A 25,896-nucleotide genomic window follows, 5' to 3' on the forward strand; every position below is an offset into this window, starting at 1 on the left:
ACACACTTCATCATCAACCCGCTCGCCGTGGGTTGTGATAGAGATCAGCGAACATGTCGGCCATGGCCTCTTCGCTGGGCTCGTCCTGCTGCTGCACATTGACCGCGCGGGTGACCAACTGGTGCCCCCGAGGCAGGTGCAGGTCGTCAGGAATGCGCGGCCCATCGGTCAGGTAGGCCACTGGCAGTTCATGACTGATGGCAAGGCTCAGCACATCGCCAAGGCTCGCCGTTTCATCGAGTTTGGTCAGGATGCAACCAGCCAGGCCGCAGCGCTTGTAGCTGTGGTAGGCAGCAGTCAGCACCTGCTTCTGGCTGGTGGTGGCCAGCACCAGGTAGTTCTTCGCGGCAATGCCACGCCCGGCCAGGGTTTCAAGTTGCATGCGCAGGGCCGGGTCACTGGCCTGCAGGCCAGCGGTATCGATCAGCACCACGCGCTTGCGCAGCAGCGGCTCCAGCGCCGCGGCCAGCGACTGGCCCGGGTCGACGTAGGTCACAGGCACGTTAAGGATGCGGCCCAGGGTCTTGAGCTGCTCCTGGGCGCCGATGCGGAAGCTGTCCATGCTCACCAGCGCCAGGTTCTGCGCGCCGTACTTGAGCACGTAGCGGGCGGCCAGCTTGGCCAGGGTGGTGGTCTTGCCCATGCCGGCCGGGCCGACCATGGCGATCACCCCACCCTCTTCGATCGGCTCGACCTCGGGGATTTCGATCATCCGCGCCAGATGCGCCAGCAACATGCGCCAGGCCTGGCGTGGCTCGTCGATCTCGGCGGTCAGGTCCAGCAGCTCACGGGCGATCGGCCCGGACAGACCGATGCGCTGCAGCCGGCGCCAGACGGTGGCCTGCTGCGGCTTGCTGCCTTGCAGCTGGTTCCAGGCCAGCGAGCCGAGCTGCACTTCCAGCAGCTCGCGCAGGCCCGAAAGCTCGGAGCGCATGGCATCGAACAGGCGCGGATCGACCGGCGCCGACGCAGGGACTGGCGCAGCGGCCTCGGGCGCATCGATGTGCGGTTCGATCAACGGCTCGGCGGCGGTCAGCGACTGCCCGGCGAACAATTGGCGGTTGTTGTCGCTGCTGTCCTGACGATGATCCAGTTCGGCCTGGGCAGTGGCGATGCGCGTATGGGTCTTGCGCAGCTCTTCTTCCAGTTCTGCGTTGGGCACACGCGGGGCCAGGGCAGACAGCTTGTAGTCCAGCGCGGCCGTCAGTTCGACACCGCCGGCGATGCGACGGTTGCCGATGATGGCGGCATCGGCGCCCAGCTCATCACGGACCAGCTTCATGGCCTGACGCATATCGGCGGCGAAAAATCGCTTAACTTGCATTATCCCCTACCTCAGCCGTTAGGGCCCACGGTGGCAACGATTGTGACTTGCTTGTTGTCCGGTATTTCCTGATACGCCAGAACATGCAAATTCGGTACAGCCAGACGACCGAAACGCGACAGCATGGCGCGGATCGGGCCGGCGACCAGGAGGATGGCCGGTTGGCCCTGCATTTCCTGGCGCTGGGCCGCCTCGATCAACGAACGCTGCAGCTTCTCGGCCATGCTCGGTTCCAGAAGAACACCGTCTTCCTGACCTTGCCCGGCCCTTTGCAGACTATTGAGCAAAATCTGTTCCAACCTTGGCTCCAGGGTAATCACTGGCAGCTCCGACTCAACGCCGACAATGCTTTGCACGATGGCGCGACACAATCCGACGCGCACCGCCGCCACCAGCGCGGCGGTATCTTGACTCTTGCCGGCGTTGTTAGCGATCGCCTCGGCGATACTGCGGATATCGCGTACGGGCACCTGCTCCGACAACAGAGCCTGCAGCACCTTGAGCAGGCCCGACAACGAAATGACACCCGGCACCAACTCTTCTGCAAGTTTAGGCGATGCCTTGGCCAACACCTGCAGCAGTTGCTGGACCTCTTCATGGCCGATCAGCTCGTGGCAGTGCTTCTGCAGAATCTGGTTCAGGTGCGTAGCCACCACGGTACTGGCATCGACCACGGTGTAGCCCAGCGACTGCGCCTGGGAACGCTGGCCGACATCAATCCACACGGCCTCCAGGCCGAACGCCGGATCGCGTGCGGCAATGCCGTTGAGAGTACCGAACACCTGCCCCGGGTTGATTGCCAGTTCGCGATCCGGGTAGATCTCGGCTTCGGCCAGGATCACCCCCATCAGGGTCAGGCGATAGGCGCTGGGCTGCAGGTCAAGGTTGTCGCGGATGTGCACGGTGGGCATGAGGAAGCCCAGGTCCTGCGACAGCTTCTTGCGCACGCCCTTGATTCGCGCCAGCAATTGGCCACCCTGGTTGCGATCGACCAGCGGGATCAGCCGGTAGCCGACCTCCAGGCCAATCATGTCGATCGGCGTGACGTCATCCCAGCCCAGCTCCTTGGTTTCCAGCGCGCGTTGTGGCGATGGCAGCAGGTCCTGCTGGCGCTGCGCTTCCTGCAGCGCCTGCGCCTTGGCCTTCTGCTGCTTCTTCCACACCAGGTACGCGCCACCACCGGCCAGCAGGCCAAGGCTGAGGAAGGCCACGTGCGGCATGCCCGGCACCAGGCCCATGACGATCATCAGCGCGCCGGACACCGCCAGGGCCTTGGGCGAATCGAACATCTGCCGGTTGATCAGCTTGCCCATGTCCTCGGAGCCCGAGGCGCGGGTAACCATGATCGCGGCAGCGGTCGACAGCAGCAGTGATGGCAATTGCGCCACCAAACCGTCACCGATGGTCAGCAAGGCGTACACCTTGCCGGCATCGCCAAAGCTCATGCCGTGCTGCAGCATGCCGATCAGCATGCCGCCGATCAGGTTGATGAACAGGATCAGCAAACCGGCGATGGCGTCACCGCGAACGAACTTGCTGGCACCGTCCATCGAACCGTAGAACTCGGCCTCCTGCGCCACTTCGGCACGACGGTGCTTGGCCTGGGCCTGGTCGATCAGGCCGGCGTTGAGATCGGCGTCGATGGCCATCTGCTTGCCGGGCATGGCGTCGAGGGTGAAACGCGCGCTCACCTCCGAGATGCGCCCGGCACCCTTGGTCACCACCACGAAGTTGATGATCATGAGGATGGCGAACACCACGGCACCGACCACGTAGTTACCGCCGATCACCACCTCGCCGAAGGCCTGGATCACCTTGCCGGCGGCGCCATGGCCCTCCTGGCCATGCAGCATCACCACCCGGGTGGAAGCCACGTTCAGGGCCAGGCGCAGCAGCGTGGCCACCAGCAGGATGGTAGGGAACGCAGCGAAGTCGAGCGGGCGCAGGGCGTAGACGCAGACCAGCAGGACCACGATCGACAGGGCGATGTTGAAAGTGAAGAACACATCGAGCAGGAACGGCGGTATCGGCAACATCATCATTGCCAACATCACCAGCAGCAACAGCGGTACACCCAGGTTGCCCCGACCGAGCCCGGCCAGGTTGTTACGGGCGTTGCTGATTAACTGAGTGCGATCCACCGCGAGTCCTCTTGATGCAAAACTTTGACGCACAGGGGGCGCCTGGCGCTGGCTTTGCAAGAAGCTTTCCAACTTTGCTCGATGGGGGATTTATGTTGCCTGTTCCGGCCTCTTCGCGGGTGAACCCGCTCCCACAGGGACCGCAGCAGAGGACCTGTGGGAGCGGGTTCACCCGCGAAAGGGCCAGAAGCCCTGACACAAGGTCAACTGTCGCGGCGCAGGTCCGGCGGAATCGGCAGGTCGTCCTTAAGCGGCTCTGGCCGCTTGCCCTTGCCAGCCCGGTACTGGCGGATCTGGAACACGTAGGCCAGCACCTGCGCCACCGCCAGGTAAAGCCCGGCAGGGATTTCCTGTTCGAGCTCGGTGGAGTAGTAGATCGCCCGCGCCAATGCCGGTGATTCGAGGATCTGGACCTTGTGCTCCACACCGATCTCGCGAATCTTCAAGGCAATGAAATCCGTCCCCTTGGCTAGCAGCAACGGCGCTGCCCCACCTTTTTCCGGGTCGTACTGCAAGGCCACCGCATAATGCGTCGGGTTGGTGATGATCACGTCGGCCTGCGGCACAGCCGCCATCATGCGCCGCTGCGATACCTCGCGCTGCAGCTGGCGAATACGCTGCTTGACCTCAGGCTTGCCTTCGCTGTCCTTGTACTCGTCGCGCACTTCCTGCTTGGTCATCTTCATTTTCTTGTGGGTCTGCCACAGCTGGAACGGCACGTCCGCCGCCGCGATCAGCAGCAGCCCGGCCGACATCCACAACGCACTCCAGCCCACTACCTGCAAGCTGTGGATGATCGCCTGCTCCAGCGGCTCGTTGGCGATCGACAGCAAGGCCTGGCGATCGCTGACCAGCACCACCACCGCCACCACCAGGATCACGAAGAACTTGGCCAGCGCCTTGAGCAGCTCGGTCAGGGCATGCATCGAGAACATGCGCTTGATACCCGCCAGCGGGTTCATGCGGCTGAACTTGGGCTGCAGCAGGCTGCCGGAGAACAGGAAACCGCTCAGCGCAATGGGTGCCACGAAGGAGATCACGAAGAGCAGGATCAGCACCGGCTGCGTCGCCCAAATCGCCATCTTGCCCGAGGCCAACAGGAAGGCGCTCATAGCCCGCTCGTCGACGATGATGTCGCGGGTCAGGCTGAAGTTCATGCGCATCATCTCCAGCAGCGTCTCGGCCAGGTGGCCGCCGAAGGCCAGCAGGCCACCGGCGCCGGCCAAGGTCACCGCCACCGTGTTCAGCTCCTTGGAGCGCGCGATCTCGCCTTTCTCGCGGGCATCGCGCTTGCGCTTTTCGGTGGGGTCTTCTGTCTTGTCCTGACCGCTCTCGCTTTCCGCCATGCTCAGCGCGCCCTCGCCAGTTCACGCAGCCATTGCAGCGCTTCGCTGGCCAATGCCTGGTAGTGGGACAGCACATCGGCCAGGCCGACCCAGAAAATGAACATGCCCATGACCAGGGTCAGCGGGAAACCGATGGAGAAAATGTTCAGTTGCGGCGCGGCGCGGGTCATCACACCAAAGGCAATGTTCACGACCAACAGCGCGGCGATCACCGGCAGAATCAGCAGCAGGCCTGCGGCAAATACCCAGCCCAGGCGCCCGGCCAGCTCCCAGAAATGGTTGACTACCAGTGCGTTGCCCACCGGCAAGGTGGTGAAGCTTTCGGTCAGCACCTCGAACACCACCAGGTGGCCATTCATCAGCAGGAACAACACACTTACCAGCATGGTCATGAACTGGCTGATCACCGTGACGTTGACCCCGTTGGCTGGGTCGACCATCGAAGCGAAGGCCATACCCATCTGCACCGCGACGATCTGCCCGGCAATCACGAACACCTGGAACAGCAACTGCAACGCCAGGCCGAACAGCGCGCCGACAATGATCTGCTCGGCACACAGCAGCAAACCGCGCAGGCTCAGCGGGTCGAACTCAGGCAGGGGGGGCAGTGCCGGGACGATTACCACGGTAATAGCCACCGCCACGTACAGGCGCACCCGCGCCGGCAGCATGCGGGTGCCGAGGATGGGCATGGTCATCAGCACCGCCGTCACCCGGAACAACGGCAGGATGAAGGTCGCGACCCAGGTGCCGATCTGCGTGTCGGTCAGCTCCAGCATCGGCGCGTCAACCGATCAGCTGCGGGATGTTGGTGTAGAGACTGGTGATGTACTCCATGAACTTCTGCACCAGCCACGGCCCGGCGATGATCAACGTCACCAGCATCACCAACAGGCGCGGCAGGAAACTCAGGGTCTGTTCGTTGATCTGCGTGGCGGCCTGGAACATCGCCACCACCAGGCCCACCAGCAGGCTCGGCACCACCAGCACGGCAACCATCAGCGTGGTAAGCCATAACGCATCACGGAACAGGTCGACAGCGACTTCAGGTGTCATCGGCGGCTCTCCTTGACGGCGTCAGACGCCGCCGAAACTACTGGCCAGGGTACCCATGATCAGCGCCCAGCCATCGACCAGCACGAACAGCATGATCTTGAACGGCAGCGAGATGATCAGTGGCGACAGCATCATCATGCCCATGGCCATCAGCACGCTGGCCACCACCATGTCGATGATCAGGAACGGGATGAAAATCATGAAACCGATCTGGAACGCGGTCTTCAGCTCGGAGGTGACGAACGCCGGCACCAGGATCGTCAGCGGCACCTGGTCCGGGCCGGCGATGTCTGTACGCTTGGACAGGCGCATGAACAGGTCGAGGTCGCTTTGCCGGGTTTGTGCCAGCATGAAGTCCTTGAGCGGCCCCTGGGCCTTGTCGATGGCCTGCTGGGCGGTCATCTGCTCCTTCAGGTACGGCTGCAGGGCGTCCTGGTTCACCCGGTCGAACACCGGCGCCATGATGAACATGGTCAGGAACAGCGCCATGCCGGTCAGCAACTGGTTCGACGGCGTCTGCTGCAGGCCCAAGGCCTGACGCAGGATCGAGAACACGATGATGATGCGGGTGAAGCTGGTCATCAGGATGACGAACGCCGGGATGAAGCTGAGCGCAGTCATGATCAGCAGGATCTGCAGGCTGACCGAATATTCCTGCTGCCCGTCCGGGGTATTGGACAGGGTAATGGCCGGGATCGACAGCGGGTCGGCACCCAGGGCCAGCGGCGCAGCCAGCAGCAGCGCCAGAGTCAACAACACACGCAGCGCGCCACTCATCACTTCTTGTCCTTAGGGTCCTTGCCCATCAGCTCCATCAGCCGCTGGGCAAACTCCGGTGTCGCCTGGCGGGCGTTTTCCGGCACTTCCACGGGCTCGGCCAGCACATGCAGGGCCTCGATGCTGCCAGGGGTATGGCCGATCAGGATCTGCTCCTTGCCCACCTGCACCAGCAGCAGGCGGTCACGCGGGCCGATGGCCCGGCTGCCGACGATCTCGATCACCTGCCCGCCCTTCACCGCCGTGCTTTGCAGACGCCGCAGCAACCAGGCCAGGAAGAAGATCAGGCCGACCACCAGCAGCAGGCCGAAAACCATCTGCGCCAGCTGCCCACCGAGGCTGCCAGGTGCGGCTGCCGGTGTGGCCGCAGGTGTGGCCGCGGCCAGGCAAGCCTGGCTGGCGAGCAGCGCGGCAGCCGCCGCGATGGCGCGCATCGTGCCCTTCACTCAGCGCAGCTTCTTGATACGTTCGCTGGGGCTGATCACGTCGGTCAGGCGGATGCCGAACTTCTCGTTGACCACCACTACCTCGCCATGGGCGATCAGCGTGCCGTTGACCAGCACGTCGAGCGGTTCGCCGGCCAGGCGGTCGAGCTCGATCACCGAGCCCTGGTTGAGCTGCAGCAGGTTGCGGATGTTGATCTCGGTGCTGCCCACTTCCATGGAAATGTTCACCGGGATATCCAGGATCACGTCCAGGTTCGGGCCTTCGAGGCTGACGTTTTCGTTCGGCTTCGGCGAGCTGGCGAACTCCTCCATCGGCAGGCGTCCCGGTCCGCTGGTGCTGCTGCCGGTGTCACCACCCAGCAGTGCATCAATGTCGGCCTGGCCGGCTGCACCGGTTTCTTCCAGTGCCGCAGCCCACTCATCGGCCAGTGCCTGGTCCTCTGCGGAGGTAATCTCGTTTTCGTTAGCCATGGTTTCCTCGACAGGCATTCAATTCGTTATGTGCGATCGGCACGCCGTCAGCGGCGTTCGATCGGGTCGATGATCTGCAGCGCCAGGTTGCCCTTGTGCGAACCCAGGCGCGCCTTGAACGACGGCACGCCGTTGGCACGCAGCACCAGGTGCTCGGGCAGCTCCACCGGGATCACGTCGCCAGGCTGCATGTGCAGGATGTCGCGCAGCTTCAACTGGCGACGGGCTACGGTGGCGGTCAGCGGCACGGCAACATCCAGCACGTCCTCGCGCAGGGCCTTGACCCAGCGCTCGTCCTGGTCGTCCAGGTCGGACTGGAAACCGGCGTCGAGCATTTCCCGCACCGGCTCGATCATCGAGTACGGCATGGTCACGTGCAGATCGCCGCCCCCGCCGTCCAGTTCGATGTGGAAAGTGGACACCACCACCGCCTCGCTGGGGCCGACAATGTTGGCCATGGCCGGGTTGACCTCGGAGTTCATGTACTCGAAGGTGACCGGCATGATTGCCTGCCAGGCTTCCTTGAGGTCGACGAAGCACTGGTCCAGCACCATGCGCACCACGCGCAACTCGGTGGGGGTGAACTCGCGGCCTTCGATCTTGGCATGGCGGCCATCGCCGCCGAAGAAGTTGTCCACCAGCTTGAACACCAGCTTGGCATCGAGGATGAACAGCGAAGTGCCGCGCAGCGGCTTGATCTTGACCAGGTTGAGGCTGGTCGGCACGTACAGCGAGTGCACGTATTCGCCGAACTTCATCACCTGCACGCCACCCACCGCCACGTCGGCGGAGCGGCGCAGCAGGTTGAACATGCTGATACGGGTGTAGCGGGCGAAGCGCTCGTTGATCATTTCCAGGGTCGGCATGCGACCCCGCACGATACGGTCCTGACTGGTCAGGTCGTAGCTTTTGATGCTGCCAGGCTCGGATGCACTCTCGGTCTGCACCAGCCCGTCGTCGACGCCATGCAACAGGGCATCGATTTCATCCTGGGACAGCAGGTCCTGTACGGCCATTGCGGACTCCTACTGCAATACGAAATTGGTGAACAGCAACTGGTCGACGACCGGCTTGCCGACTTCCTTCTGCGCCACTTCCTGGACCACTGCGGTGGCCTTCTGACGCAGCATTTCCTGCCCCACCGGGCTGCCGGCCAGGGTGTCGAAGCCTTGCCCGGAGAACATCATCACCAGGTTGTTGCGGATCACCGGCATGTGCACCTTGAGCGCATCCAGGTCGGCCTGGTTGCGCGCTTGCAGGGTGATGCTCACCTGCATGTAGCGCTGGCGACCGTTCTGGTTGAAGTTGACCACGAAGGCCGGGGTCAGTGCTTCGTAGATAGCCGCTGGCTTGACGTTGCTGGCTGCAGGATCGGCGGCCGGGGCCGGCTCGCTCTTGTGCATGATGAACCAGGTAGCGCCCACCGACAGGCCGATCGCCAGCAACAGGCCCACTACTGCCAGCAGGATCAGCTTGAGTTTGCCTTTAGTGGCGGGGTCTTTGACTGCTTCGCTCTTCGCCATGCCAATAATCCGTCGTCCATCGGGGGTTCAAGGGAGGATGGCTTGGCTTGAGCAAGTGTTATGCCAGATTTTGCAGAGGATGGGTTCCGGCAGGTTTTGCGGCGCTGCCTTCTTCGCGGGCACGCCCGCTCCCACAGGCAACGCACAGGATTCGAAACCGATGAAATACCTGTGGGAGCGGGTGCGCCCGCGAAGAGGCCGGCTCAGGCTAACGGTTATCAGGCGTAATAATCGACCGCACTGTCACCAACAACCACCTGCTGCTCCACAGGCCGGGCGCTATCGACTGCCTCTACCCCGCCCTGCTCGACCCGGCGCGCCGCCACCCCGGACAGGTTGCTGCCCTGCGCCTGCCCCTGCTGCTGTTGCTGCTGCCCGCGCGACTGGTCGGCCACGTTGACATCCGGCTGTGCCAGCCCCTGCTGGGCGAACAGCTCGCGCAGGCGGTGTACCTGGCTGTCGAGGGCGTCACGCACCCCGGCGTGGCCGCTGATGAAGGTGACCTGGGTCGACTGGTCCGTCGCAACATTGACGCGAATGTCCAAGCGGCCCAGTTCAGCCGGCTCCAGCTGGATATCCGCCGACTTGAGGTTCTGGCTGGACAGGTACATGACCCGGTTGACCAGGCCCTCGGCCCAGGCGTTCTGGTTCATCGGCAGCGGTTGGTGCAATGGGCTGGCGTTGGCAGGCACGGCATTGGCGGTCTTGGCCGTGGCGGCCTGGGTCAGGTTGGCCAGGCGGTTGGCGAAATCGTCGATGCGCGTATCGCTGCCAGCGCCCTTGGTGTCCTTCAGGCCATCTTCGAGCAAGGCAGCAAAGGCCTTGTCGCCGGGCTCGCCCGCCTCACCCTCGGCATTCTCGACCAGATTCGCCAAGGTATTGACGGCCATCTGCCCCTCCTCGCCCTGAGCCTGCGAAGCGTCCAGGGCATGTGCCGAAGTCGCCCCTTTGGCCTGGGCGCTTTGCTCCAGCGCCAGACGCAAGGTCGGCAGGTTGGCCAGAGGGTCGGCGTCAGGATCGAAGGTTTCCTCGGCGGCAGACTCCTCGGGCAGCACGGCCGTGACCTGCGCCGTGGCGGCCTGCAACACCGGCGCCACCGCCTCGGCCTGCGCCTGGATCAGTTGAGCGCCAGGCTGGGCGTCGGTTACCTGGCCGGCCACCAGGCTGGCATCGCGCAAGCCGGTGTCAGCCTTGGCCTGGTCGTCGGCTGGCAATGGTTTGCCGTCATCGGCAACTGCGGGTTTGTCGGCAGCGGCTTTCTTGCCGCCCTGCGCCGCCTCTGGCTTGGCCTGGGCGACCTTGTCGTCCTGCCCTGCGGCCTTGTCGCGGCCCTGCTTGGCCATCACCTGGCCGAAGCCTTCGCCCTTGTCGCCCGGCGCCTGCAGCGGCTTGTCGGCCTGTGCGGTGGCCGAACGCGAGGTATTGGCAACGGCGTTGCCTTGCAGCAATGGGTTGGGTGCGACAGGCATCGAGCGGTCTCCGCGCCAGAAACAAAAAAATCATCCAGTCAGAGACAGGCAAGACTCGCGCCAAGTCGTGTATCAACCCGCCGAAATGCGTTGCTGCTCACCTCGGTAGAAGCGCTGTACCTCGACGAACTCCAGGTCGATGCGGTTGATCAGGTCCTCGATGCCATACAGCGGAGGCCGCCGCGCGCGCTCCTCCAGTTGCTGGCACAGGCTGGCCAGTGCAACCGCGCCCATATTGCTGCTACTGCCCTTGAAACTATGGGCCGCAGAACCGAGCTCTTCAGCATTTTTGGCCGCATGCAACTGGCCCAGGCGCCGCTCGGAGTCGTCAAGAAAGGTTTGCACCAACTGCAGGTAGCCATCTTCCATGACCTCACGCAGGTCGCTGAGTACCTTGTGGTCAATATGCATGTCAGTCACTTGTTCACTCCTTGATCAAGCCAGATTATGCCCGAGCCAACCCGTGGCTCACCAGACGAACTCCACATGCGCGCAACGCCCGCCTTCACTCCAGCACGCGCTGCTGGCCAGCCGCCGAACCAGATTCAGGCCACGCCCGCTCAGCCCCTGCTCCAGCGTGGGCCGCGACAGCACGCCCTGCACATCGAACCCGGCACCACTGTCACGGACCTCGATCATCAGACGCCCGCCGTCGGCATGCGGTTCAACCTTGAAATCGATGCGCACGTAACCGTCGGTCAACACCCCGAGGCGCCGGGCGCGCTCTTGATAATAGTCTGCAAAGCCTTGGCCATCGCGCTTGAGCTGCGAATCCAGGCCCAGCACGCCATGCTCCAGCGCGTTTGAATAAAGCTCGCTGAGCACACTGTGCAGGTTGCCGGTGCGCGCACGCAGGCCGTGAATCTCCTGCAACAACTGCACCAGGTACGGCACCGGGTTGAAGCGTTTGAGGCTCTCGCCACGCACCTCGAATCCCAGCGACCAGTCCAGCGGGCTGGAGCGGCCGCTATCAGAGTAGATCATCGGCGCCGGCACCCGCTCCTCGGCACAGAACATACGAATGTCGCACAGGCTGATGTCATCGCGCGGGCGCCCGCCAAAGCGCTCCAGGGCCTGCATCACTTCGTCGAACAGCCGCGCCGGGTCACGGTTGTCGGCCAGCACCCTGCGCAGGCGCTGCACGCCGAACAGGCGCTCCTGGTCGTCGGCCGTATCGAGCACGCCGTCCGAAAGCAGCAGCAGGCGCTCACCCGGCGCCAGCGGCAGCACTTCGGTACTGTCATCGAAACGCTCAGCGTCCAGGATGCCCAGCGGCAGGTGTCGCGAACCCAGCGCCGACAGCACCTGGCCATCCACTGCCAGGCGATAGCCATCAGGCATACCGCCGTTCCACACCTCCACCGAACCGCGCTGCATGCTGAGGTTGAGCAGCAGCGCACAACAGAACATGTCCACCGGCAAGATGCGCTTGAGCTTGGCGTTCATCTCGCGCAGGACCTGCGCCATGCCGTAGCCCTTGGCAGTCATGCCGTAGAACACTTCGGCCAGCGGCATCGCCCCTACCGCCGCCGGCAGGCCGTGGCCGGTAAAGTCGCCGAGCAGCACACGCATGTCGCCGGACGGGGTGAACGCGGCCAGCATCAGGTCGCCATTGAACAGCGCATAGGGCGATTGCAGGTAGCGGATGTTAGGCGCGGCAAGGCAGCCGGAGTGGGCCACCTTGTCGAACACCGCCTTGGCCACCCGCTGCTCGTTGAGCAGGTGGTGGTGGTGCCGGGCAATCTGGTCACGCTGCTCCATCACGGTGGCCTGCAGCCGGCGCAGGCGGTCCATGGCGCGGATCTTGGCACCAAGGATCACCGCACTGTAGGGCTTGGCCATGAAGTCGTCGCCCCCTGCCTCCAGGCAGCGCACCAGGCCTTCCTCCTCGTTCAATGAAGTCAGGAAAATGATCGGCACCAGCGCTTCGCCGGCCAGGGCCTTGATCTGTCGCGCCGCCTCGAAGCCATCCATCACCGGCATCAGCGCATCCAGCAGCACCAGTTGCGGGCGCCGCTCGACGAACAACGCCACCGCCTGCTCGCCGTTTTCCGCGGTAAATACCTGATGACCCTGACGGCGCACGATCTGCGCCAGCAGCAGGCGGTCGGCGGCACCGTCTTCGGCCACCAGCACGGTCAACGCCTGTTCGGCCGGCATGTCGGCGCTCAACTGATATCGAAGAGTTTTTCGAAATTGGAGATGGCGAGTATCTTGCGCACGTCGGAGCTGGCATGCACCACTCGCACATCCGACTCATCGCCGCCTGCATGGTCACGCAGCAACAGCAGCATGCCGAGCGCGGAACTGTCGAGGTAGGTGGTGTCCTTCAGGTCGACGACCACCGAATCTGGCCGGCTGGGCTGGCGTTCGTAGGCGTCGCGAAATTCCTGGTGCTTGCCGAAATCGAAGCGCCCCTTGATCTTTATCGTCAGCTTTTTCCCGTCCTGCGAAAAATCAGTCTCGACTGCCATGCTAGCGATTCCTTCGATGATGGCGGATGCAACTCCATAAAGGTTTAGCAGGCGATGGCGGGGGTGGCAAGCATGTGGGCTGCCTGTCCCGGCCTCTTCGCGGGTAAACCCGCCCCCACAGGATCTCCACAAATTCGAATCCTGCGCCGTGCCTGTGGGAGCGGGTTTACCCGCGAAGAGGCCAGTACAGGCTATAGGTGATTCTGCCGCGGCAGGCGTTGTGACAGCTCGTCGAGCAGGCGCTGCTCGCGCTTGTCTTCGGCCCGCCGGGCTTCCTCCAGATAGCGCTGTACCAGCTTGCGCAGGCCTTCCACCCGGGCATAGGCCTGCTGCCAGGTGCCGCGGGCGTTGTTGAGGTTGTTCTGGTGCCAGACCAGGCTCTGGCGCTGCTGAGTCATGGCCGTTTCCAGCTGCCCGAGGAAGCGCTGGTAATTGACCAGCCAGCTACCGTTTACCCCCTGCCCGCCGCGGTTGATCCACTGCAGCTGGTAATCCTCGCGAAACCGCTCGAGCTCGGCCAGCTTGGCCTGGGCAGTGGCCACCTGCTGCTGGAACTGCCCAAGGCGCTGCGCCGCCTTGCGCTCGGCCTCTTCGGCCATGTCCACCACCGGCGCCAGGCGCGCGGCACGTCCAGGCAGCGCCATGGCTTATCAGCCTGCCGGGGGCGTGAAGATCGCCCCCAGCTGGTCGCGGCTTTGCGCCATGCCCACGTTCTCGCGCAGGCCCTGGCGCAGAAACTCCACCAGCTTCGACTGCAGGGCAATGGCCAGATCGGTTTCCGGGTCGCCACCCGCCACGTAGGCACCCACACTGATCAGGTCACGGCTTTGCGACAGGCGCGACCACAGCTGCTTGAACTTTTGCGCCTGGCGCAAATGGTCGGCATCGACCACCTGAGGCATGACCCGACTGATCGAGGCTTCGATGTCGATAGCCGGGTAATGGCCTTCCTCGGCCAACCGCCGCGACAGCACGAAGTGGCCATCGAGCACACCACGCGCCGAGTCGGCAATCGGGTCCTGCTGGTCGTCACCCTCGGACAACACAGTGTAGAACGCGGTGATCGAACCACCGCCTGGCTCGCCGTTGCCGGCCCGCTCCACCAGCTTGGGCAGCTTGGCGAACACCGACGGCGGGTAACCCCGGGTGGCCGGCGGTTCGCCGATGGCGAGGGCAATTTCACGCTGGGCCTGGGCGAAACGAGTCAGCGAGTCCATCAGCAACAGCACGTTCTTGCCCTTGTCGCGGAAGTACTCGGCGATACGTGTGCAGTACATGGCGGCGCGCAGGCGCATCAGCGGCGCATCGTCGGCGGGCGAAGCGACCACAACCGAGCGCTTGAGGCCTTCCTCACCCAGGATATGCTCGATGAATTCCTTGACCTCGCGGCCCCGCTCACCAATCAGGCCGACGACGATGATTTCGGCTTCGGTGAAGCGGGTCATCATGCCCAGCAACACCGACTTGCCCACGCCGGTACCGGCGAACAAGCCCAGGCGCTGGCCGCGACCGACGGTGAGCAGGCCATTGATGCTGCGGATACCCACATCCAGCGGTTTGCTGATGGGGTCGCGGTTCAACGGGTTGATCACCGGGCCGTCCATCGGCACCCAGTCCTCGGCCTTCATCCCGCCCTTGCCATCCAGCGCACGGCCGGCGCCGTCGAGCACCCGGCCGAGCATGCTCATGCCCATGGGCAGGCGGCCGCCGTCATCCAGCGGCACCACCCGGGCGCCGGGAGCGATGCCGACGATGCTGCCGACCGGCATGAGGAATACCTTGGGCCCGGCAAAACCCATGACTTCGGCTTCCACCTGCACCGGGTGATAACTGTCGTCGTTGATTACCAGGCAGCGGCTGCCGACTGCAGCGCGCAGGCCTTCGGCTTCCAGGGTGAGGCCAACCATGCGCAGCAGGCGGCCTTCGACGATGGGCTGGGCCGGCAGTTCGATGGCCTCGGCATAACTGCCCAGGCGTTTGCCGAAGCTGGTGCGTTCAAGGTGCATCCGGGGTATCCACCAGGCTGTCCAGATCAATGGACATATCCGCTGCCGCCGGGTGCAGCGAATGGTCGTGCAACTGATCGAACAGTTGCGCCACGGCTTTCTCGATGCGGGTTTCCATGGTCGCGTCGATGCGGCTGTGCGCGGTCTCGATACGGCAGCCGCCTGGTAGCAGCGCGCTGTCCTCGAGCAGCCGCCAGCTTTCCTCATGGCGCTCGCGCAGGGCCTTGGCCAGCTCGAAATCCTGCGGGTTGAGATGGATGCGAATATTGTCCGCGCCCATGGGCAGCAGCTTGAGCGCTTCGCGCAGTACCTGGGTGATCTGGCTGGAATCACTCCGCAGTTCGCGACCGATTACCTGACGGGTCATGTGAGCAACCAGGTGGACCAGGGCCTTCTCGATCTGCGTGTCTTGCTCGGCGATCGGCTCCATCAGGTTGGTCATCAGCCGGTCGAGGCTTTCCAGCTTGGTCTTCAGGGCCTCTTCGGCTTCCTGGCGGACCTTGAGCTGGGTGCTATGGAAGCCCTCGCGCTCACCGGTGGCAAAGCCTTCGTTGTAGGCTTCCTGGCGGATGGCCTCGAGTTCTTCCAGGGTCAGTGGCTGGACTTCTTCCAGCGGCACTTCCTCGACTTCTTCCTCGACTACCTCGGGCTCCGGCTCCGGTTCGGGCTCAGGCTCGGGTTCCGGGTCGAAGCTGGGCAGCGCCCATACGTCCACGCCTTCGAGGTCGCGGGCGCGGATCAGGTCGCTGGGGTGATGTTCTTTGGTGGGCATGCTGTCATGTTCTCAAACCATGTTCAGCCGACACGGTCCCTGTGGGAGCGGGTTCACCCGCGAATGCGTCGGCAGCGACAACCTCTATCGCCAGGTCCGACGCCTTCGCGGGTAAACCCGCTCCCACAAGGGGCGGCGTCGGCTTTCAGATCGCGAAGACCTTAGATCATTTCCTCGGCACCCTTGCCGCCGAGCACGATCTCGCCGGCCTCGGCCATGCGGCGGGCGATGGTGAGGATTTCCTTCTGCGCCGTTTCCACGTCGCTGACCCGCACCGGCCCCTTGGCCTCCAGGTCGTCGCGCAACAGCTCCGAGGCACGTTTGGACATGTTCTTGAAGATCTTGTCCTTGACCCGCTCGTCGGCGCCCTTGAGCGATACCACCAGCACGTCGGACGAGACTTCGCGCAGCAGCGCCTGGATGCCACGGTCGTCGACATCGGCCAGGTTGTTGAAGACGAACATCAGGTCTTCGATCTGCTCCGACAGGTCGCTGTCGATCTCGCGGATCGCGTCCATCAGCGCACCTTCCACCGAGCTGTCGAGGAAGTTCATGATGTCGGCGGCGCGCTTGATGCCACCCAGGGTGGTACGTGCCGCGTTGGAATTGCCCGAGAACTGCTTCTCGAGGATCTGGTTCAGCTCCTTCAACGCCGCCGGTTGCACAGTGTTCAGCGACGACACGCGCAGGACGATGTCCAGGCGCACCTTGTGGTCGAAGTTGCTCAACACTTCGCCGGCCTGGTCGGGGTCGAGGTAGGCGACCACGATGGCCTGGATCTGCGGGTGCTCGTAGCGGATCACATCGGCAACGGCGCGCGGCTCCATCCACTTGAGGCTGTCCAGGCCACTGGTGTTGCCACCGAGCAGGATGCGGTCGACCAGGCCGTTGGCCTTGTCCTCGCCCAGCGCCTGGTTGAGCATCTTGCGGATGTAGGCATCGGAGCCCACGCCCAGGCTGGTCTGGTCGCCGACGATTTCGACGAACTCGCTCATCACCTGCTCGACCTGGTCACGGTGCACATTGCCCATCTGGGCCATGGCCACACCCACCCGCTGTACTTCCTTTGGCCCCATGTGCCGCAGCACCTGGGCCGCGTCGGTCTCGCCCAAAGAAAGCAGGAGGATTGCCGCCTTGTCGACGCGGCTCAGCTTGGCGGTAACGGCTCGGTTGTCACTCATCGGCGTTGATCCACTCTTTCACGACCTGGGCAACGCGGCCCGGGTCTTCGGCCACCAGGCCTTTGATTGCGTTGAGCTGTGCCTCGTAACCCTCGCTGGGGCTAGGCAGCAGAATGCTTGTCGGGCCACCCAGAGTGACGCGGTCGTTGGCCAGTTCGCCATCCAGACCCATCATGCCGCCCAGCTCCATGTCGCTGTCCGGGGCAGCCTGCTTGCCGCCCCCTGTAATATTGTTCAGCACCGGCCGCAACACACCGAATACCAGTACCAGGATGAACACCACGCCCAGCACCTGCTTGACGATGTCCCAGAACCACGGCTGCTGGTAGAAGGCGATATCGGCGATCTCCTCGCCACGGTCGGCGGCGAACGGCACGTTGATCACCGTCACGCTGTCGCCACGGCTGGCATCGAAGCCGACCGCGTCCTGTACCAGGCGCGTGAAGCGTGCCAGGTCCTCGGCGCCCCAAGGCGCACGGGTGGTGTCGCCGGTGGCCGGGTCGATCTTGACCTGATCGTCCACCACTACCGCCACCGACAGGCGGGTCATGCGCCCCTGCTGCTGGCGGGTATGGCTGATGGAGCGGTCGAGCTCGAAGTTCTTGGTACTCTGCTGACGTTTATCCGACGGATACGGCGCAAGCATAGGCTGGCCGGTGGCCGGGTCCATGATCTGCTGACCATTGGCATCCACCAGCGGCTGGCCTGGCTGGATGGCAGCAGCCGGCGTGGCGGCGCCACCGGTTGTCTGCGGTGCCGATGCAGCGCCTGGCGGCTGGTTGCTCAGCGCGCCAGGCACGCCTTGCGGGCCTTGGCTGCTGGCACGTTGTTCATCGACCGATTGCTCGCTGCGCAGCGCCGGCTGGTCGGGGTTGAACTGCTCGGAGGTGGACTCGACCGCGCTGAAGTCCAGGTCGGCAGACACTTCGGCCTTGTAGCGGTCATTGCCCAGCACCGGCTGCAGGATGTTGTGTACCCGCTGGGTGAGCATGCTTTCTACCCGGCGGCTGTAGTCGAACTGCTTGCCTGCCTGGGTCAGGGCGGTGTCCTGGATCTGCTCGGACAGCAGGTTGCCCTTCTGGTCGACTACTGTGACCTGGGACTTGTCCAGTTCCGGCACGCTGGTGGCGACCAGGTTGACGATGGCCATCACCTGCCCGGCTTCCAGGGCACGGCCCGGGTACAGTTCGACCAGTACCGAGGCGCTGGGCTTGCGTTCGTCACGCACGAACACCGAGCTTTTCGGGATGGCCAGGTGCACGCGCGCGCCCTTGACGTTGTTCAGGCTGGACACGGTACGCGCAAGTTCGCCTTCCAGGCTGCGACGGTAACGGGTGGCTTCCATGAACTGGCTGGTGCCCAGGCCCTGCTCCTTGTCGAGCAGCTCGAAACCGACGTTGCCATCGCTTGGCGCCACCCCGGCGGCCGCCAGTTTCAGGCGCGCACGGGAGAGGTCGTCGGCCTTGACCAGCAGAGCCCCGGAGTTGGGCTCGACGTTGTAGGGGATGTCGGCGGCGGCCAGGGTATCCATGACCTGCTTGGTGTCCATGCCGGCCAGGCTGCCGTACAGCGGACGGTAATCGGGTTGTTGCGACCACAGCACCACGGCAAAGCCGATCGCCACGCTGGCGGCCAGGCCGACCATGAGGCCGATCTGACGCAGCATGGGCATCTGCGCGATGTTTTCCAGAAACGCCATGCCGAACAGCGGCGGCTTGGCCGCGGGCGGGCCGCTCTTGGCAGGGGCGTTGTCGACGACTGCTTCAGCCATGGTTTACGTCCGTCCTCAAACCGGCATCTGCATGATGTCCTGGTACGCCTGGACCAGCTTGTTGCGTACCTGGGTCAGGGCCTGCATCGACACGCTGGCCTTTTGCGAAGCGATCATCACGTCGGTCAGGTCGACGCCACTCTTGCCGATCTCGAAAGCGTTGGCCAGTTGGGTCGAAGCCTGCTGAGTCTCATGCACCTTGCCGATGGCCTGGCCGAGCATGTCGGCAAAGGTACTCTGCCCCGGTGCCAGCTCGGGGGCGGCGGCCACCTTGGGCAGCGACATGGCATCGGCCTGCATGGCCCGCATGTCCAACATCAGACGATTGAATTCAACACCTTGGCTCATGACCCTTCTCTCTCCTGCAGCCGCATTTTTTTGACAGTGATGCGGCGGATAGCCAACCTAAAGCAACAAAGGTGCCAGCCTATGCATGCCAGACAATCTGGGGCCGCTTCGCGCCCCATCGCCGGCAAGCCAGCTCCCACAGGTACAGCGCGGGCCTCTGTGGGAGCTGGCTTGCCGGCGATGGGCTGCGCAGCAGCCCCTTTCGATCTTCAGCCGAACAGGCTGGCCTCGACGTCAAACCCGGCATCGCGCATCTGCGCCAGCTTGTAGCGCAAGGTACGCGGGCTTATCCCCAGGCGTTCGGCCGCCTCCTTGCGGCGGCCGCGCTCGGCTCGCAGGGTGTCGATGATCATCTGGTACTCATGACGACGCATGTCATCGCCCAGCCCGCCAGCCTCGGCCACCACCTCGAGTGATGGCTCTGTGCCGGCTGACAATGGAATGGCGCCCGCCAGACAGAAATCCGCCGCCTCAATCACCCCACCCTGCTGCAGGATCAACGCCCGCTGCAGGGCATTGTCCAGTTCACGTACGTTGCCCGGCCAGGCGTACGCCTGCAGGCAATCCTGTGCCTGGGGCGACAGGCGCACCGGGGCATGCTTCATCTTGGCCACGTGGCGCGCCAACAAGCGCTCGGCCAGTTGCAGGATGTCACCTGGGCGTTCGCGCAGCGGGCGCCAGGCCAGAGGGAACACCGACAGGCGATAGTACAGGTCTTCACGAAAACGCCCGGCAGCCACTTCGCCAGCCAGGTCACGGTTGGTGGTGGCCAGCACACGGATATCCAGGCTGATCGGCTTGCGCCCGCCGACCCGCTCCACCTCGCGCTCCTGCAGCACGCGCAAAAGCTTGGCCTGCAAAGCCATCGGCATTTCCGAGATTTCATCGAGCAGCAAGGTGCCACCCTCGGCCTGCTCGAACTTGCCGACCTGGGCGGCAATGGCGCCAGTGAAGGCGCCCTTCTCGTGGCCGAACAGGGTGGCCTCGAGCATGTTGTCGGGGATGGCCGCACAGTTGATCGCCACGAAGGGTTGAGCCGCGCGCGCCGACTGTTGGTGGATATAGCGCGCCAGCACTTCCTTGCCGGTGCCGGACTCGCCCGAAATCAGCACGGTCGAGTCACTGCGCGCCACGCGAGCGGCCAGTTCCAGCAACTGTCGGCTGGCTGGCTCGCAAGCCACCGGGCCTTCTTCTTCAGCCACGCGCCCGGCGGCATGCCGCTCGACCAGGCTGAGCAATGCCTTGGGCTCGAACGGCTTGACCAGATAGTCGGCAGCCCCTTGGCGCATCGCCTCGACGGCGCGCTCCACCGCGGCATGCGCAGTCATCAGCAACACGGGCAGTTGCGGTTGCTGGCGGCGCAGCTGGGCCAGCAGTTGGTGCCCATCCATGCCAGGCATGTTCACATCGCTGACCACCAGGCTGAAGGCCTCCTCCAGCACTGCTTCCAACGCTTCTTCGGCACTGCCTACCGCCTGGTAGGCGAAACCGCCGATTTCCAGGGTATCGCCCAGTGCCTGGCGCAATACACGGTCGTCCTCGACCAGCAGCACCTTGATCGTCATTACATGCCCTCCGCCAGCTGCCCACCGATCAACGGCAGCTCCACCCGCACACAGGTGCCACGGCCAACCTTGGAGCGCAGGCGCAGCGTACCTTGGTGCGCACGCACCACGGCCTTGACCACGGCCAGGCCCAAGCCGGTGCCAGTAGCCTTGGTGGTCAGGAACGGCTCGCCCAGGCGACCGAGCAGGTCGGCATCTATGCCACTGCCGGCGTCGCTTACACACAGGTGCAGGCTGCGCTCGCGGCGGAACAGGTGCACCTTCAGGCGCGCCGGGCCGTCGCTGGCTTGCAGCGCATTCTCGATCAGGTTGAGCAATGCACCAATCAAGGTGTCCCGGTTGCACAGCAGCTCACCCAGGTGGCTGTCGCACTGCCAGCGCACGGCGTGCCCTTGCACATGCGCCTGGGCAGCCTGCTGCAGGACCTGGAACAGGGCTTTTGGCGTGACTCGATCACCCAGCGGCAGCTCGCCACGAGCGAATACCAACATGTCGCGGACCTGATGCTCCAGCTCGTGCAGGCGCTCCTTCAGGGTGCCGGCAAAGCGCTGGCGGGTTTCCGCGCCCAGGTCTTGTTCGGGATCAGCCAGGTGGCTGGCGTAGAGCATCGCCGCCGACAGTGGCGTGCGGATCTGGTGCGCCAGCGAGGCGACCATGCGCCCCAGCGAAGACAGGCGCTCGTGGCGAGCCAGCTGGTCTTGCAGGCGACGGGTTTCGGTCAGGTCGTTGAGCAACACCAATTGGCCAGGTTCGGCATCCAGCGAGCGAGTGGCAATGGACAGGCGGCGGCCATCGCGCAGCGAGACTTCGTGACCGTCATCCTTGCGTGGGGCAAAGCTGCGGGCGATCACCTGGCGCCACAGCTGGCCGACCAGCGGCTCGCCGAGCAATTCGCAGGCTGCCGGGTTGGCTTCGCGTACCAGGCCCTGGCCATCGATCACGATCACCCCGCCGGGCAGCAGGTCCAACAGGTTTTGCAGGCGGTTGGCCAGGCGTTCCTTTTCGCTCAGTTCATCGATGCGCTGGGCGCTGACCACCGCCAGCTCGCCCTTGAGCTCGCTGACCCGGGCCTCCAGCAGGCTGTAGGACTGACTCAACTGGCTGGACACCTGATTGAACAGGGCGAAGGCCTGCTCGACACCCTGGCGACTGTCCTGCTCGATCGGGGTTTGCCCCTGCGGATCGGGGGCTCGGATTACGTGGGCGGCCTGGGGCATCTTGCTCTCTCGCGTGGCTGACCGTCATAAAAACGGTGTGTTACCAGCGGTGTAGCAATAGCCGTGCCGGAGATAGGGATTTGGGTTGGCTGTGCCGGCCCCTTCGCGGGTGAACCCGCTCCTACAGGGATATCATCGAATCAAGCTGTGCATCGTTCCTGTGGGGGCGGGCGTGCCCGCGAAGAGGCCGGTACAGACAACCGCCAGGCGTCAATCCTCCGCCTGCTCCTCGCCGCCCTGGCGGCTCATGCCGTACTTGCGCATCTTCTCGACCAAGGTGGTGCGGCGAATGCGCAAACGTTCAGCTGCACGCGCAACGATACCGTTGGCATCGTCCAGCGCCTGCTGGATCAGGCCCTGCTCCAGGCTGCCCAGGTAATCCTTCAGGTCCAGGCCTTCAGGTGGCAGCATGGCGTGGTTGCTGAAGTTCGGCGTATGGCCGTTGATCGCCACGCGCTCTTCCAGGTCGCTGCGCAGGCTGTCGACCATCTGCTCGTCTTCGTCATCGACGTAACGGAATTTCTTCGGCAGCTCGGAAACGCCAATCACCCCGTACGGGTGCATGATCGCCATGCGCTCGACCAGGTTGGCCAGCTCACGTACGTTGCCCGGCCAGCCGTGGCGACACAGCGACATGATCGACGCGGAGTTGAAGCGGATGGACCCGCGCTTCTCGTGCTCCATGCGCGAGATCAGCTCATTCATCAGCAGCGGGATGTCTTCCACCCGCTCACGCAGCGGCGCCATCTCGATGGGGAACACGTTCAGGCGGTAGTACAGGTCTTCGCGGAACGTACCCTCCTCGATCATGGTCTCGAGGTTCTTGTGGGTCGCGGCAATGATGCGCACATCGATGCTCTGGGTCTTGTTGCTGCCCACGCGCTCGAAAGTACGCTCCTGCAGCACACGCAACAGCTTGACCTGCATCGGCAACGGCATGTCGCCGATTTCGTCAAGGAACAGGGTACCGCCGTTGGCCAGCTCGAAGCGCCCGGCACGGCTGGTGATCGCCCCGGTGAAGGCGCCCTTCTCGTGGCCGAACAGTTCGCTTTCCAGCAGCTCGGCCGGGATCGCACCGCAGTTGACCGGCACGAACGGCGCTTCGCGGCGTTTGGAATGGTAGTGCAGGTTGCGCGCGACCACTTCCTTGCCGGTGCCGGACTCACCCAGGATCAGCACGCTGGCATCGGTATCGGCCACTTGCTGCATCATCTGCCGCACGTGCTGAATGGCACGGCTGGTGCCGACCAGGCTGCGGAACAGGTTGGGTTCGCGCTGGCGGCCACGCTCGCGCGCCTGGTCGTACATCTCGCGATAGACCTGGGCACGGTGCAGCGAATCCAGCAGCTGGCTGTAGCTTGGCGGCATTTCCAGGTTGGAAAGCACCCGGCGGCGAAGGTCTTCCGGGAACTCCGCAGAAGAAATTTCACCTAAAAGCAGAACCGGAAGGAACTCATCCCACCCAGTCACTGTCTTAACGAGCCCAAGCACACTGCCCGGGGCATTTACAGTGCCGATAAGCACGCACAGCACTTCGCGACTCGAAGACAACGGCTCGACCACTTGCTGCCAGTCCTGGCTGGAGCAAGCGAGGTTTTCTTCGCCGAGGAAGTTAAGCACCACCGCCAGGTCGCGGCGGCGTGCGCTGTCGTCGTCGATCAGCAGAATCTTGGTTTCACGCCACATGCAATAGCAACTTCCCTAGTCATATCGGCGCCCGAGGGCGTGCTCGACATCATTCCGACTGAATGGTCAGTGTTCGGACGTCTGAAATTCGAAAACAGCCACTAGTAAAGTCAAAAACTTAAAGGCAGTCAAATTTATGGCGCCGAAGCGTTGCATTCTGGCCAGCTTCAGCTGAACAGATGGTATACCTTTGTGGCGTGTTTCGCTTGGTTGATATTCGACATTTGTGTGACCAAGGATTGACGCTCGTCACTTGCAACGTCGATTAGCTGACGATAAACCGCCATCAACGCTTCCAGATTAGCCCGCACGGCGGCTTCATCCCCCTGCCCCTCCTGCAGCACTTCATCCATCAGCGCCCGACACGCCAAGTCGAGCTCACCAATGGCCGCCCAGTCGCGCGCTTGCAGGGCCTGGCTCAGGGCCAGACGGGTATCTTCAATTTGCTGCAACGCGCTCATAGGGGTGTCCTCAGGGTGTTATTGCTCGGCGGAGGCGATGGCGTCCCAGCCGCTTTTCACAGTGATCATCAGCTGTGCGACTTCATCGATAATTGCCGGGTCGCTGTGCAGGTTGGCCTGGGTCAGTCGACGGGCCATGTAGTCGTACAGGCTGTCCAGGCGGTCCAGTTCGTCCGGGTTGTCGGTCTTTTCCTTGTCCAGGCCTTCACGCAAGCCGCCGATGATGTCGATGGCCTTGCCCAGCATCAGGCCCTTCTGCGCCACGTCGCCGCGCGCGATCGCACCCTTGGCCTGGGCCATGCGATCAAGCGAGCCTTCCATCAACATCTGCACCAAGCGGTGCGGAGTGGCTTCGGAAATCTGGGCGTGGGAATTGACCTTCTGGTACTGGCGAAGGGCTCTCATCGGGTGCATGGGGGATCCTCAGTAAACGGGGCTGCTCGGCAGGGGCCGTATACTTACTACATCGGCCCTGCCCCGGTTTTCTTTAGTGCGGTCAGTCGTCGCTGTTGGCTTTATTCAGTGCATTCAGCGTGGTCATGACGCTGTCGCTGGTAGCCTTGAGCTGGGCAACCATGGTGTCCATGGCGTTGTATTTCTTGGTCAGGGTTTCGGTCAGCGACTCGATACGGCGGTCCAGTGCGGCTTGCGCCTCCTCCAGCTCTTTAAGCTGGTTGGTCAGGCTGGTCTGGCGCGAGGCGAGGATACCACCGGTTTTGGTGTACTCCTCCGTGGTGCTCGTCATCCGGCTCAACAGACCATCCTTGCCAGTAAACAGGCTGCCAATGTCAGCACCGTAACTCTTGACTGCACTATCCCACTTGGTGTCATTGAACTCGAGCAAACCGGTCTTCTGCACTGTGTTGATACCGAGCTGCGACAAAGTACGCAGGCCGCCACTTCCCATACTGCGACTGATTTCGCTACGCATGGCATTGACCAGCGAACGCATGGTGGCATCACCGGTCAGCGCCGCAGAGCCCGTGGCAGCGCCATCGGCGCCTGTGGTGACCTTGGTCTGGGTATTGATGGCAGTCATCAGTGCGTTGTAAGCGGTGACGAACGATTGCACGGAACTCTTTAGCGTGTCGTTGTTGCTGATAACCGAAAGACTGGCCTTACCTTCCTTGACCAAGGTGATGTCCACACCACTGACGGCGCCAGTAACGGTATTAGAGGCGGACTCCAGCTCCAGCCCATCAAGGGTGTACTTGGCATTTTGCGGCTTGGCGATAGTAGTCACGCCGGTGGCCATGTTGGCATCGCCGCCCAGTGTCAACTCGGTGCCCTCGCCCATCTTGGTCGAAGAAAAAATGAGCCGCGAACCACTGGCGTCGGTAACGATGTTCGCGGTTATGCCCTTGGACTGCAGCTGCCCATTGATCGTGTCGCGAGCCTGTTGCAAGGTCGCGCCGTTGGCGATGGTCACGCTATGAGTGGCGCTGCCTTGACTGATGGTCAGGGTTTGCGACTCACCCGAATCGTTAACGATGGTCGACGTTTTGTCGTAGACCTGGGTAGAAATTTTCGAAGCCGTTGCCAACTGGGTAACTTCCAGCGCGTAGCTACCCGACGACGCCCCATCCCCCAGCTTGATCTTGGCGATAGCTTCGTCAGACGATGAAGATGCCAAACCAGAGAAACTCGAAGCCGTGTTCAGTTTGGTGATGGCGGCACGGAAAGTGTCCAGTGCACTTTTGATGGTACCGATGGCCGACAGCGAGGTAGTAGCCGTGGTGGTTTGGGTGTTGATCTGCTTCTGCTTTGGTGCCTTTTCGGCATTGGCCAACGCCGCAACGATCTCATCGATCTTAAGACCCGAACCCAGGCCGGTAATAGTTGAACTCGCCATCTTCACTCTC

26 protein-coding genes are annotated in these 25,896 nt (G+C 63.4%); all 26 read right to left on the minus strand.

Annotation, left to right across the window (positions count from 1 at the left end; translation table 11 throughout):
* Nucleotides 1–13: 13 nt before the first annotated feature.
* On the minus strand, nucleotides 14–1,324 hold the full coding sequence (flhF, locus tag AC2T3R_RS18710; protein WP_486744097.1) for a flagellar biosynthesis GTPase FlhF: 1,311 nt from the start codon (nucleotides 1,322–1,324) through the stop codon (nucleotides 14–16).
* Between the two features lie 11 nt (nucleotides 1,325–1,335).
* Nucleotides 1,336–3,465 carry a flagellar biosynthesis protein FlhA gene (gene flhA / locus AC2T3R_RS18715; protein ID WP_013973588.1) on the minus strand — a complete coding sequence of 710 codons (2,130 nt, stop codon included), beginning with the start codon at nucleotides 3,463–3,465 and terminating at the stop codon, nucleotides 1,336–1,338.
* Nucleotides 3,466–3,668: 203 nt separating this feature from the next.
* Nucleotides 3,669–4,811, minus strand: a complete 1,143-nt coding sequence (flhB, locus tag AC2T3R_RS18720) for a flagellar biosynthesis protein FlhB (RefSeq protein WP_486744098.1) — start codon at nucleotides 4,809–4,811, stop codon at nucleotides 3,669–3,671.
* Between the two features lie 2 nt (nucleotides 4,812–4,813).
* Nucleotides 4,814–5,590: a flagellar biosynthetic protein FliR gene (fliR, locus tag AC2T3R_RS18725; RefSeq protein ID WP_013973590.1), complete on the minus strand. Its 777-nt coding sequence runs from the start codon at nucleotides 5,588–5,590 to the stop codon at nucleotides 4,814–4,816.
* 7 nt (nucleotides 5,591–5,597) lie between these two features.
* Entirely contained in the window at nucleotides 5,598–5,867 is a 270-nt protein-coding gene (gene fliQ, locus AC2T3R_RS18730) for a flagellar biosynthesis protein FliQ (RefSeq protein WP_013973591.1), read from the minus strand.
* Between the two features lie 21 nt (nucleotides 5,868–5,888).
* Complete coding sequence (gene fliP / locus AC2T3R_RS18735) at nucleotides 5,889–6,644, minus strand: flagellar type III secretion system pore protein FliP (protein WP_038410037.1); 756 nt, start codon at nucleotides 6,642–6,644, stop codon at nucleotides 5,889–5,891.
* Nucleotides 6,644–7,078: a flagellar biosynthetic protein FliO gene (fliO, locus tag AC2T3R_RS18740; protein WP_289331757.1), complete on the minus strand. Its 435-nt coding sequence runs from the start codon at nucleotides 7,076–7,078 to the stop codon at nucleotides 6,644–6,646. Before fliO ends, fliP begins: the two co-directional genes overlap by 1 nt.
* Before the next feature lie 12 nt (nucleotides 7,079–7,090).
* Nucleotides 7,091–7,561 (minus strand): flagellar motor switch protein FliN, encoded by a 471-nt coding sequence (gene fliN, locus AC2T3R_RS18745; RefSeq protein WP_024087456.1) that lies wholly within the window; start codon nucleotides 7,559–7,561, stop codon nucleotides 7,091–7,093.
* 47 nt (nucleotides 7,562–7,608) lie between these two features.
* A complete protein-coding gene (gene fliM / locus AC2T3R_RS18750; protein WP_013973595.1) occupies nucleotides 7,609–8,577 on the minus strand; it encodes a flagellar motor switch protein FliM in 969 nt (322 codons plus the stop codon).
* Between the two features lie 9 nt (nucleotides 8,578–8,586).
* Nucleotides 8,587–9,084: a flagellar basal body-associated protein FliL gene (gene fliL / locus AC2T3R_RS18755; protein WP_013973596.1), complete on the minus strand. Its 498-nt coding sequence runs from the start codon at nucleotides 9,082–9,084 to the stop codon at nucleotides 8,587–8,589.
* A gap of 218 nt (nucleotides 9,085–9,302) precedes the next feature.
* A complete protein-coding gene (locus AC2T3R_RS18760) occupies nucleotides 9,303–10,553 on the minus strand; it encodes a flagellar hook-length control protein FliK (RefSeq protein ID WP_486744099.1) in 1,251 nt (416 codons plus the stop codon).
* A gap of 72 nt (nucleotides 10,554–10,625) precedes the next feature.
* Complete coding sequence (locus AC2T3R_RS18765) at nucleotides 10,626–10,973, minus strand: Hpt domain-containing protein (protein ID WP_044047131.1); 348 nt, start codon at nucleotides 10,971–10,973, stop codon at nucleotides 10,626–10,628.
* 48 nt (nucleotides 10,974–11,021) lie between these two features.
* Complete coding sequence (locus tag AC2T3R_RS18770) at nucleotides 11,022–12,713, minus strand: fused response regulator/phosphatase (protein ID WP_486744100.1); 1,692 nt, start codon at nucleotides 12,711–12,713, stop codon at nucleotides 11,022–11,024.
* Nucleotides 12,714–12,721: 8 nt separating this feature from the next.
* Nucleotides 12,722–13,027, minus strand: coding sequence for an STAS domain-containing protein (locus AC2T3R_RS18775; RefSeq protein ID WP_013973600.1), 306 nt, complete (start codon nucleotides 13,025–13,027; stop codon nucleotides 12,722–12,724).
* A gap of 191 nt (nucleotides 13,028–13,218) precedes the next feature.
* A complete protein-coding gene (fliJ, locus tag AC2T3R_RS18780) occupies nucleotides 13,219–13,671 on the minus strand; it encodes a flagellar export protein FliJ (RefSeq protein WP_013973601.1) in 453 nt (150 codons plus the stop codon).
* Nucleotides 13,672–13,677: 6 nt separating this feature from the next.
* Nucleotides 13,678–15,033: a flagellar protein export ATPase FliI gene (gene fliI / locus AC2T3R_RS18785; RefSeq protein ID WP_013973602.1), complete on the minus strand. Its 1,356-nt coding sequence runs from the start codon at nucleotides 15,031–15,033 to the stop codon at nucleotides 13,678–13,680.
* Complete coding sequence (fliH, locus tag AC2T3R_RS18790; RefSeq protein ID WP_038410041.1) at nucleotides 15,023–15,805, minus strand: flagellar assembly protein FliH; 783 nt, start codon at nucleotides 15,803–15,805, stop codon at nucleotides 15,023–15,025. The genes fliI and fliH overlap by 11 nt, the downstream gene beginning before the upstream one ends.
* 161 nt (nucleotides 15,806–15,966) lie before the next feature.
* Nucleotides 15,967–16,986 (minus strand): flagellar motor switch protein FliG, encoded by a 1,020-nt coding sequence (fliG, locus tag AC2T3R_RS18795; protein WP_013973604.1) that lies wholly within the window; start codon nucleotides 16,984–16,986, stop codon nucleotides 15,967–15,969.
* Entirely contained in the window at nucleotides 16,979–18,757 is a 1,779-nt protein-coding gene (fliF, locus tag AC2T3R_RS18800) for a flagellar basal-body MS-ring/collar protein FliF (protein WP_013973605.1), read from the minus strand. The genes fliG and fliF overlap by 8 nt, the downstream gene beginning before the upstream one ends.
* 15 nt (nucleotides 18,758–18,772) lie before the next feature.
* Complete coding sequence (fliE, locus tag AC2T3R_RS18805) at nucleotides 18,773–19,105, minus strand: flagellar hook-basal body complex protein FliE (RefSeq protein WP_013973606.1); 333 nt, start codon at nucleotides 19,103–19,105, stop codon at nucleotides 18,773–18,775.
* Between the two features lie 209 nt (nucleotides 19,106–19,314).
* Nucleotides 19,315–20,670 carry a sigma-54-dependent transcriptional regulator gene (locus tag AC2T3R_RS18810; protein ID WP_169774812.1) on the minus strand — a complete coding sequence of 452 codons (1,356 nt, stop codon included), beginning with the start codon at nucleotides 20,668–20,670 and terminating at the stop codon, nucleotides 19,315–19,317.
* On the minus strand, nucleotides 20,670–21,887 hold the full coding sequence (locus tag AC2T3R_RS18815) for a sensor histidine kinase (protein WP_486744101.1): 1,218 nt from the start codon (nucleotides 21,885–21,887) through the stop codon (nucleotides 20,670–20,672). The genes AC2T3R_RS18810 and AC2T3R_RS18815 overlap by 1 nt, the downstream gene beginning before the upstream one ends.
* 210 nt (nucleotides 21,888–22,097) lie before the next feature.
* The gene (fleQ, locus tag AC2T3R_RS18820; RefSeq protein ID WP_015271222.1) at nucleotides 22,098–23,573 is read right to left on the minus strand and encodes a transcriptional regulator FleQ; all 1,476 of its coding nucleotides are present in this window, start codon (nucleotides 23,571–23,573) and stop codon (nucleotides 22,098–22,100) included.
* A 167-nt stretch (nucleotides 23,574–23,740) separates the two neighbouring features.
* Complete coding sequence (fliT, locus tag AC2T3R_RS18825) at nucleotides 23,741–24,034, minus strand: flagellar protein FliT (RefSeq protein ID WP_023661008.1); 294 nt, start codon at nucleotides 24,032–24,034, stop codon at nucleotides 23,741–23,743.
* A gap of 18 nt (nucleotides 24,035–24,052) precedes the next feature.
* Entirely contained in the window at nucleotides 24,053–24,448 is a 396-nt protein-coding gene (gene fliS / locus AC2T3R_RS18830) for a flagellar export chaperone FliS (protein ID WP_169774813.1), read from the minus strand.
* Between the two features lie 82 nt (nucleotides 24,449–24,530).
* Complete coding sequence (gene fliD, locus AC2T3R_RS18835) at nucleotides 24,531–25,886, minus strand: flagellar filament capping protein FliD (protein WP_169774814.1); 1,356 nt, start codon at nucleotides 25,884–25,886, stop codon at nucleotides 24,531–24,533.
* Between the last annotated feature and the right edge of the window lie 10 nt (nucleotides 25,887–25,896).

The sequence above is a fragment of the Pseudomonas sp. PVC-5-1 genome, from assembly GCF_057444345.1.

Excerpts from the sequence above, each read along its gene's own strand:
- flhF (WP_486744097.1), bottom strand. The coding sequence starts at position 1,324 with ATGCAAGTTAAGCGATTTTTCGCCGCCGATATGCGTCAGGCCATGAAG.
- flhB (WP_486744098.1), bottom strand. The coding sequence starts at position 4,811 with ATGGCGGAAAGCGAGAGCGGTCAGGACAAGACAGAAGACCCCACCGAA.
- fliR (WP_013973590.1), bottom strand. The coding sequence starts at position 5,590 with ATGCTGGAGCTGACCGACACGCAGATCGGCACCTGGGTCGCGACCTTC.
- fliQ (WP_013973591.1), bottom strand. The coding sequence starts at position 5,867 with ATGACACCTGAAGTCGCTGTCGACCTGTTCCGTGATGCGTTATGGCTT.
- fliP (WP_038410037.1), bottom strand. The coding sequence starts at position 6,644 with ATGAGTGGCGCGCTGCGTGTGTTGTTGACTCTGGCGCTGCTGCTGGCT.
- fliO (WP_289331757.1), bottom strand. The coding sequence starts at position 7,078 with ATGCGCGCCATCGCGGCGGCTGCCGCGCTGCTCGCCAGCCAGGCTTGC.
- fliN (WP_024087456.1), bottom strand. The coding sequence starts at position 7,561 with ATGGCTAACGAAAACGAGATTACCTCCGCAGAGGACCAGGCACTGGCC.
- fliM (WP_013973595.1), bottom strand. The coding sequence starts at position 8,577 with ATGGCCGTACAGGACCTGCTGTCCCAGGATGAAATCGATGCCCTGTTG.
- fliL (WP_013973596.1), bottom strand. The coding sequence starts at position 9,084 with ATGGCGAAGAGCGAAGCAGTCAAAGACCCCGCCACTAAAGGCAAACTC.
- AC2T3R_RS18760 (WP_486744099.1), bottom strand. The coding sequence starts at position 10,553 with ATGCCTGTCGCACCCAACCCATTGCTGCAAGGCAACGCCGTTGCCAAT.
- AC2T3R_RS18770 (WP_486744100.1), bottom strand. The coding sequence starts at position 12,713 with ATGCCGGCCGAACAGGCGTTGACCGTGCTGGTGGCCGAAGACGGTGCC.
- AC2T3R_RS18775 (WP_013973600.1), bottom strand. The coding sequence starts at position 13,027 with ATGGCAGTCGAGACTGATTTTTCGCAGGACGGGAAAAAGCTGACGATA.
- fliJ (WP_013973601.1), bottom strand. The coding sequence starts at position 13,671 with ATGGCGCTGCCTGGACGTGCCGCGCGCCTGGCGCCGGTGGTGGACATG.
- fliI (WP_013973602.1), bottom strand. The coding sequence starts at position 15,033 with ATGCACCTTGAACGCACCAGCTTCGGCAAACGCCTGGGCAGTTATGCC.
- fliH (WP_038410041.1), bottom strand. The coding sequence starts at position 15,805 with ATGCCCACCAAAGAACATCACCCCAGCGACCTGATCCGCGCCCGCGAC.
- fliG (WP_013973604.1), bottom strand. The coding sequence starts at position 16,986 with ATGAGTGACAACCGAGCCGTTACCGCCAAGCTGAGCCGCGTCGACAAG.
- fliF (WP_013973605.1), bottom strand. The coding sequence starts at position 18,757 with ATGGCTGAAGCAGTCGTCGACAACGCCCCTGCCAAGAGCGGCCCGCCC.
- fliE (WP_013973606.1), bottom strand. The coding sequence starts at position 19,105 with ATGAGCCAAGGTGTTGAATTCAATCGTCTGATGTTGGACATGCGGGCC.
- AC2T3R_RS18810 (WP_169774812.1), bottom strand. The coding sequence starts at position 20,670 with ATGACGATCAAGGTGCTGCTGGTCGAGGACGACCGTGTATTGCGCCAG.
- AC2T3R_RS18815 (WP_486744101.1), bottom strand. The coding sequence starts at position 21,887 with ATGCCCCAGGCCGCCCACGTAATCCGAGCCCCCGATCCGCAGGGGCAA.
- fleQ (WP_015271222.1), bottom strand. The coding sequence starts at position 23,573 with ATGTGGCGTGAAACCAAGATTCTGCTGATCGACGACGACAGCGCACGC.
- fliT (WP_023661008.1), bottom strand. The coding sequence starts at position 24,034 with ATGAGCGCGTTGCAGCAAATTGAAGATACCCGTCTGGCCCTGAGCCAG.
- fliS (WP_169774813.1), bottom strand. The coding sequence starts at position 24,448 with ATGCACCCGATGAGAGCCCTTCGCCAGTACCAGAAGGTCAATTCCCAC.
- fliD (WP_169774814.1), bottom strand. The coding sequence starts at position 25,886 with ATGGCGAGTTCAACTATTACCGGCCTGGGTTCGGGTCTTAAGATCGAT.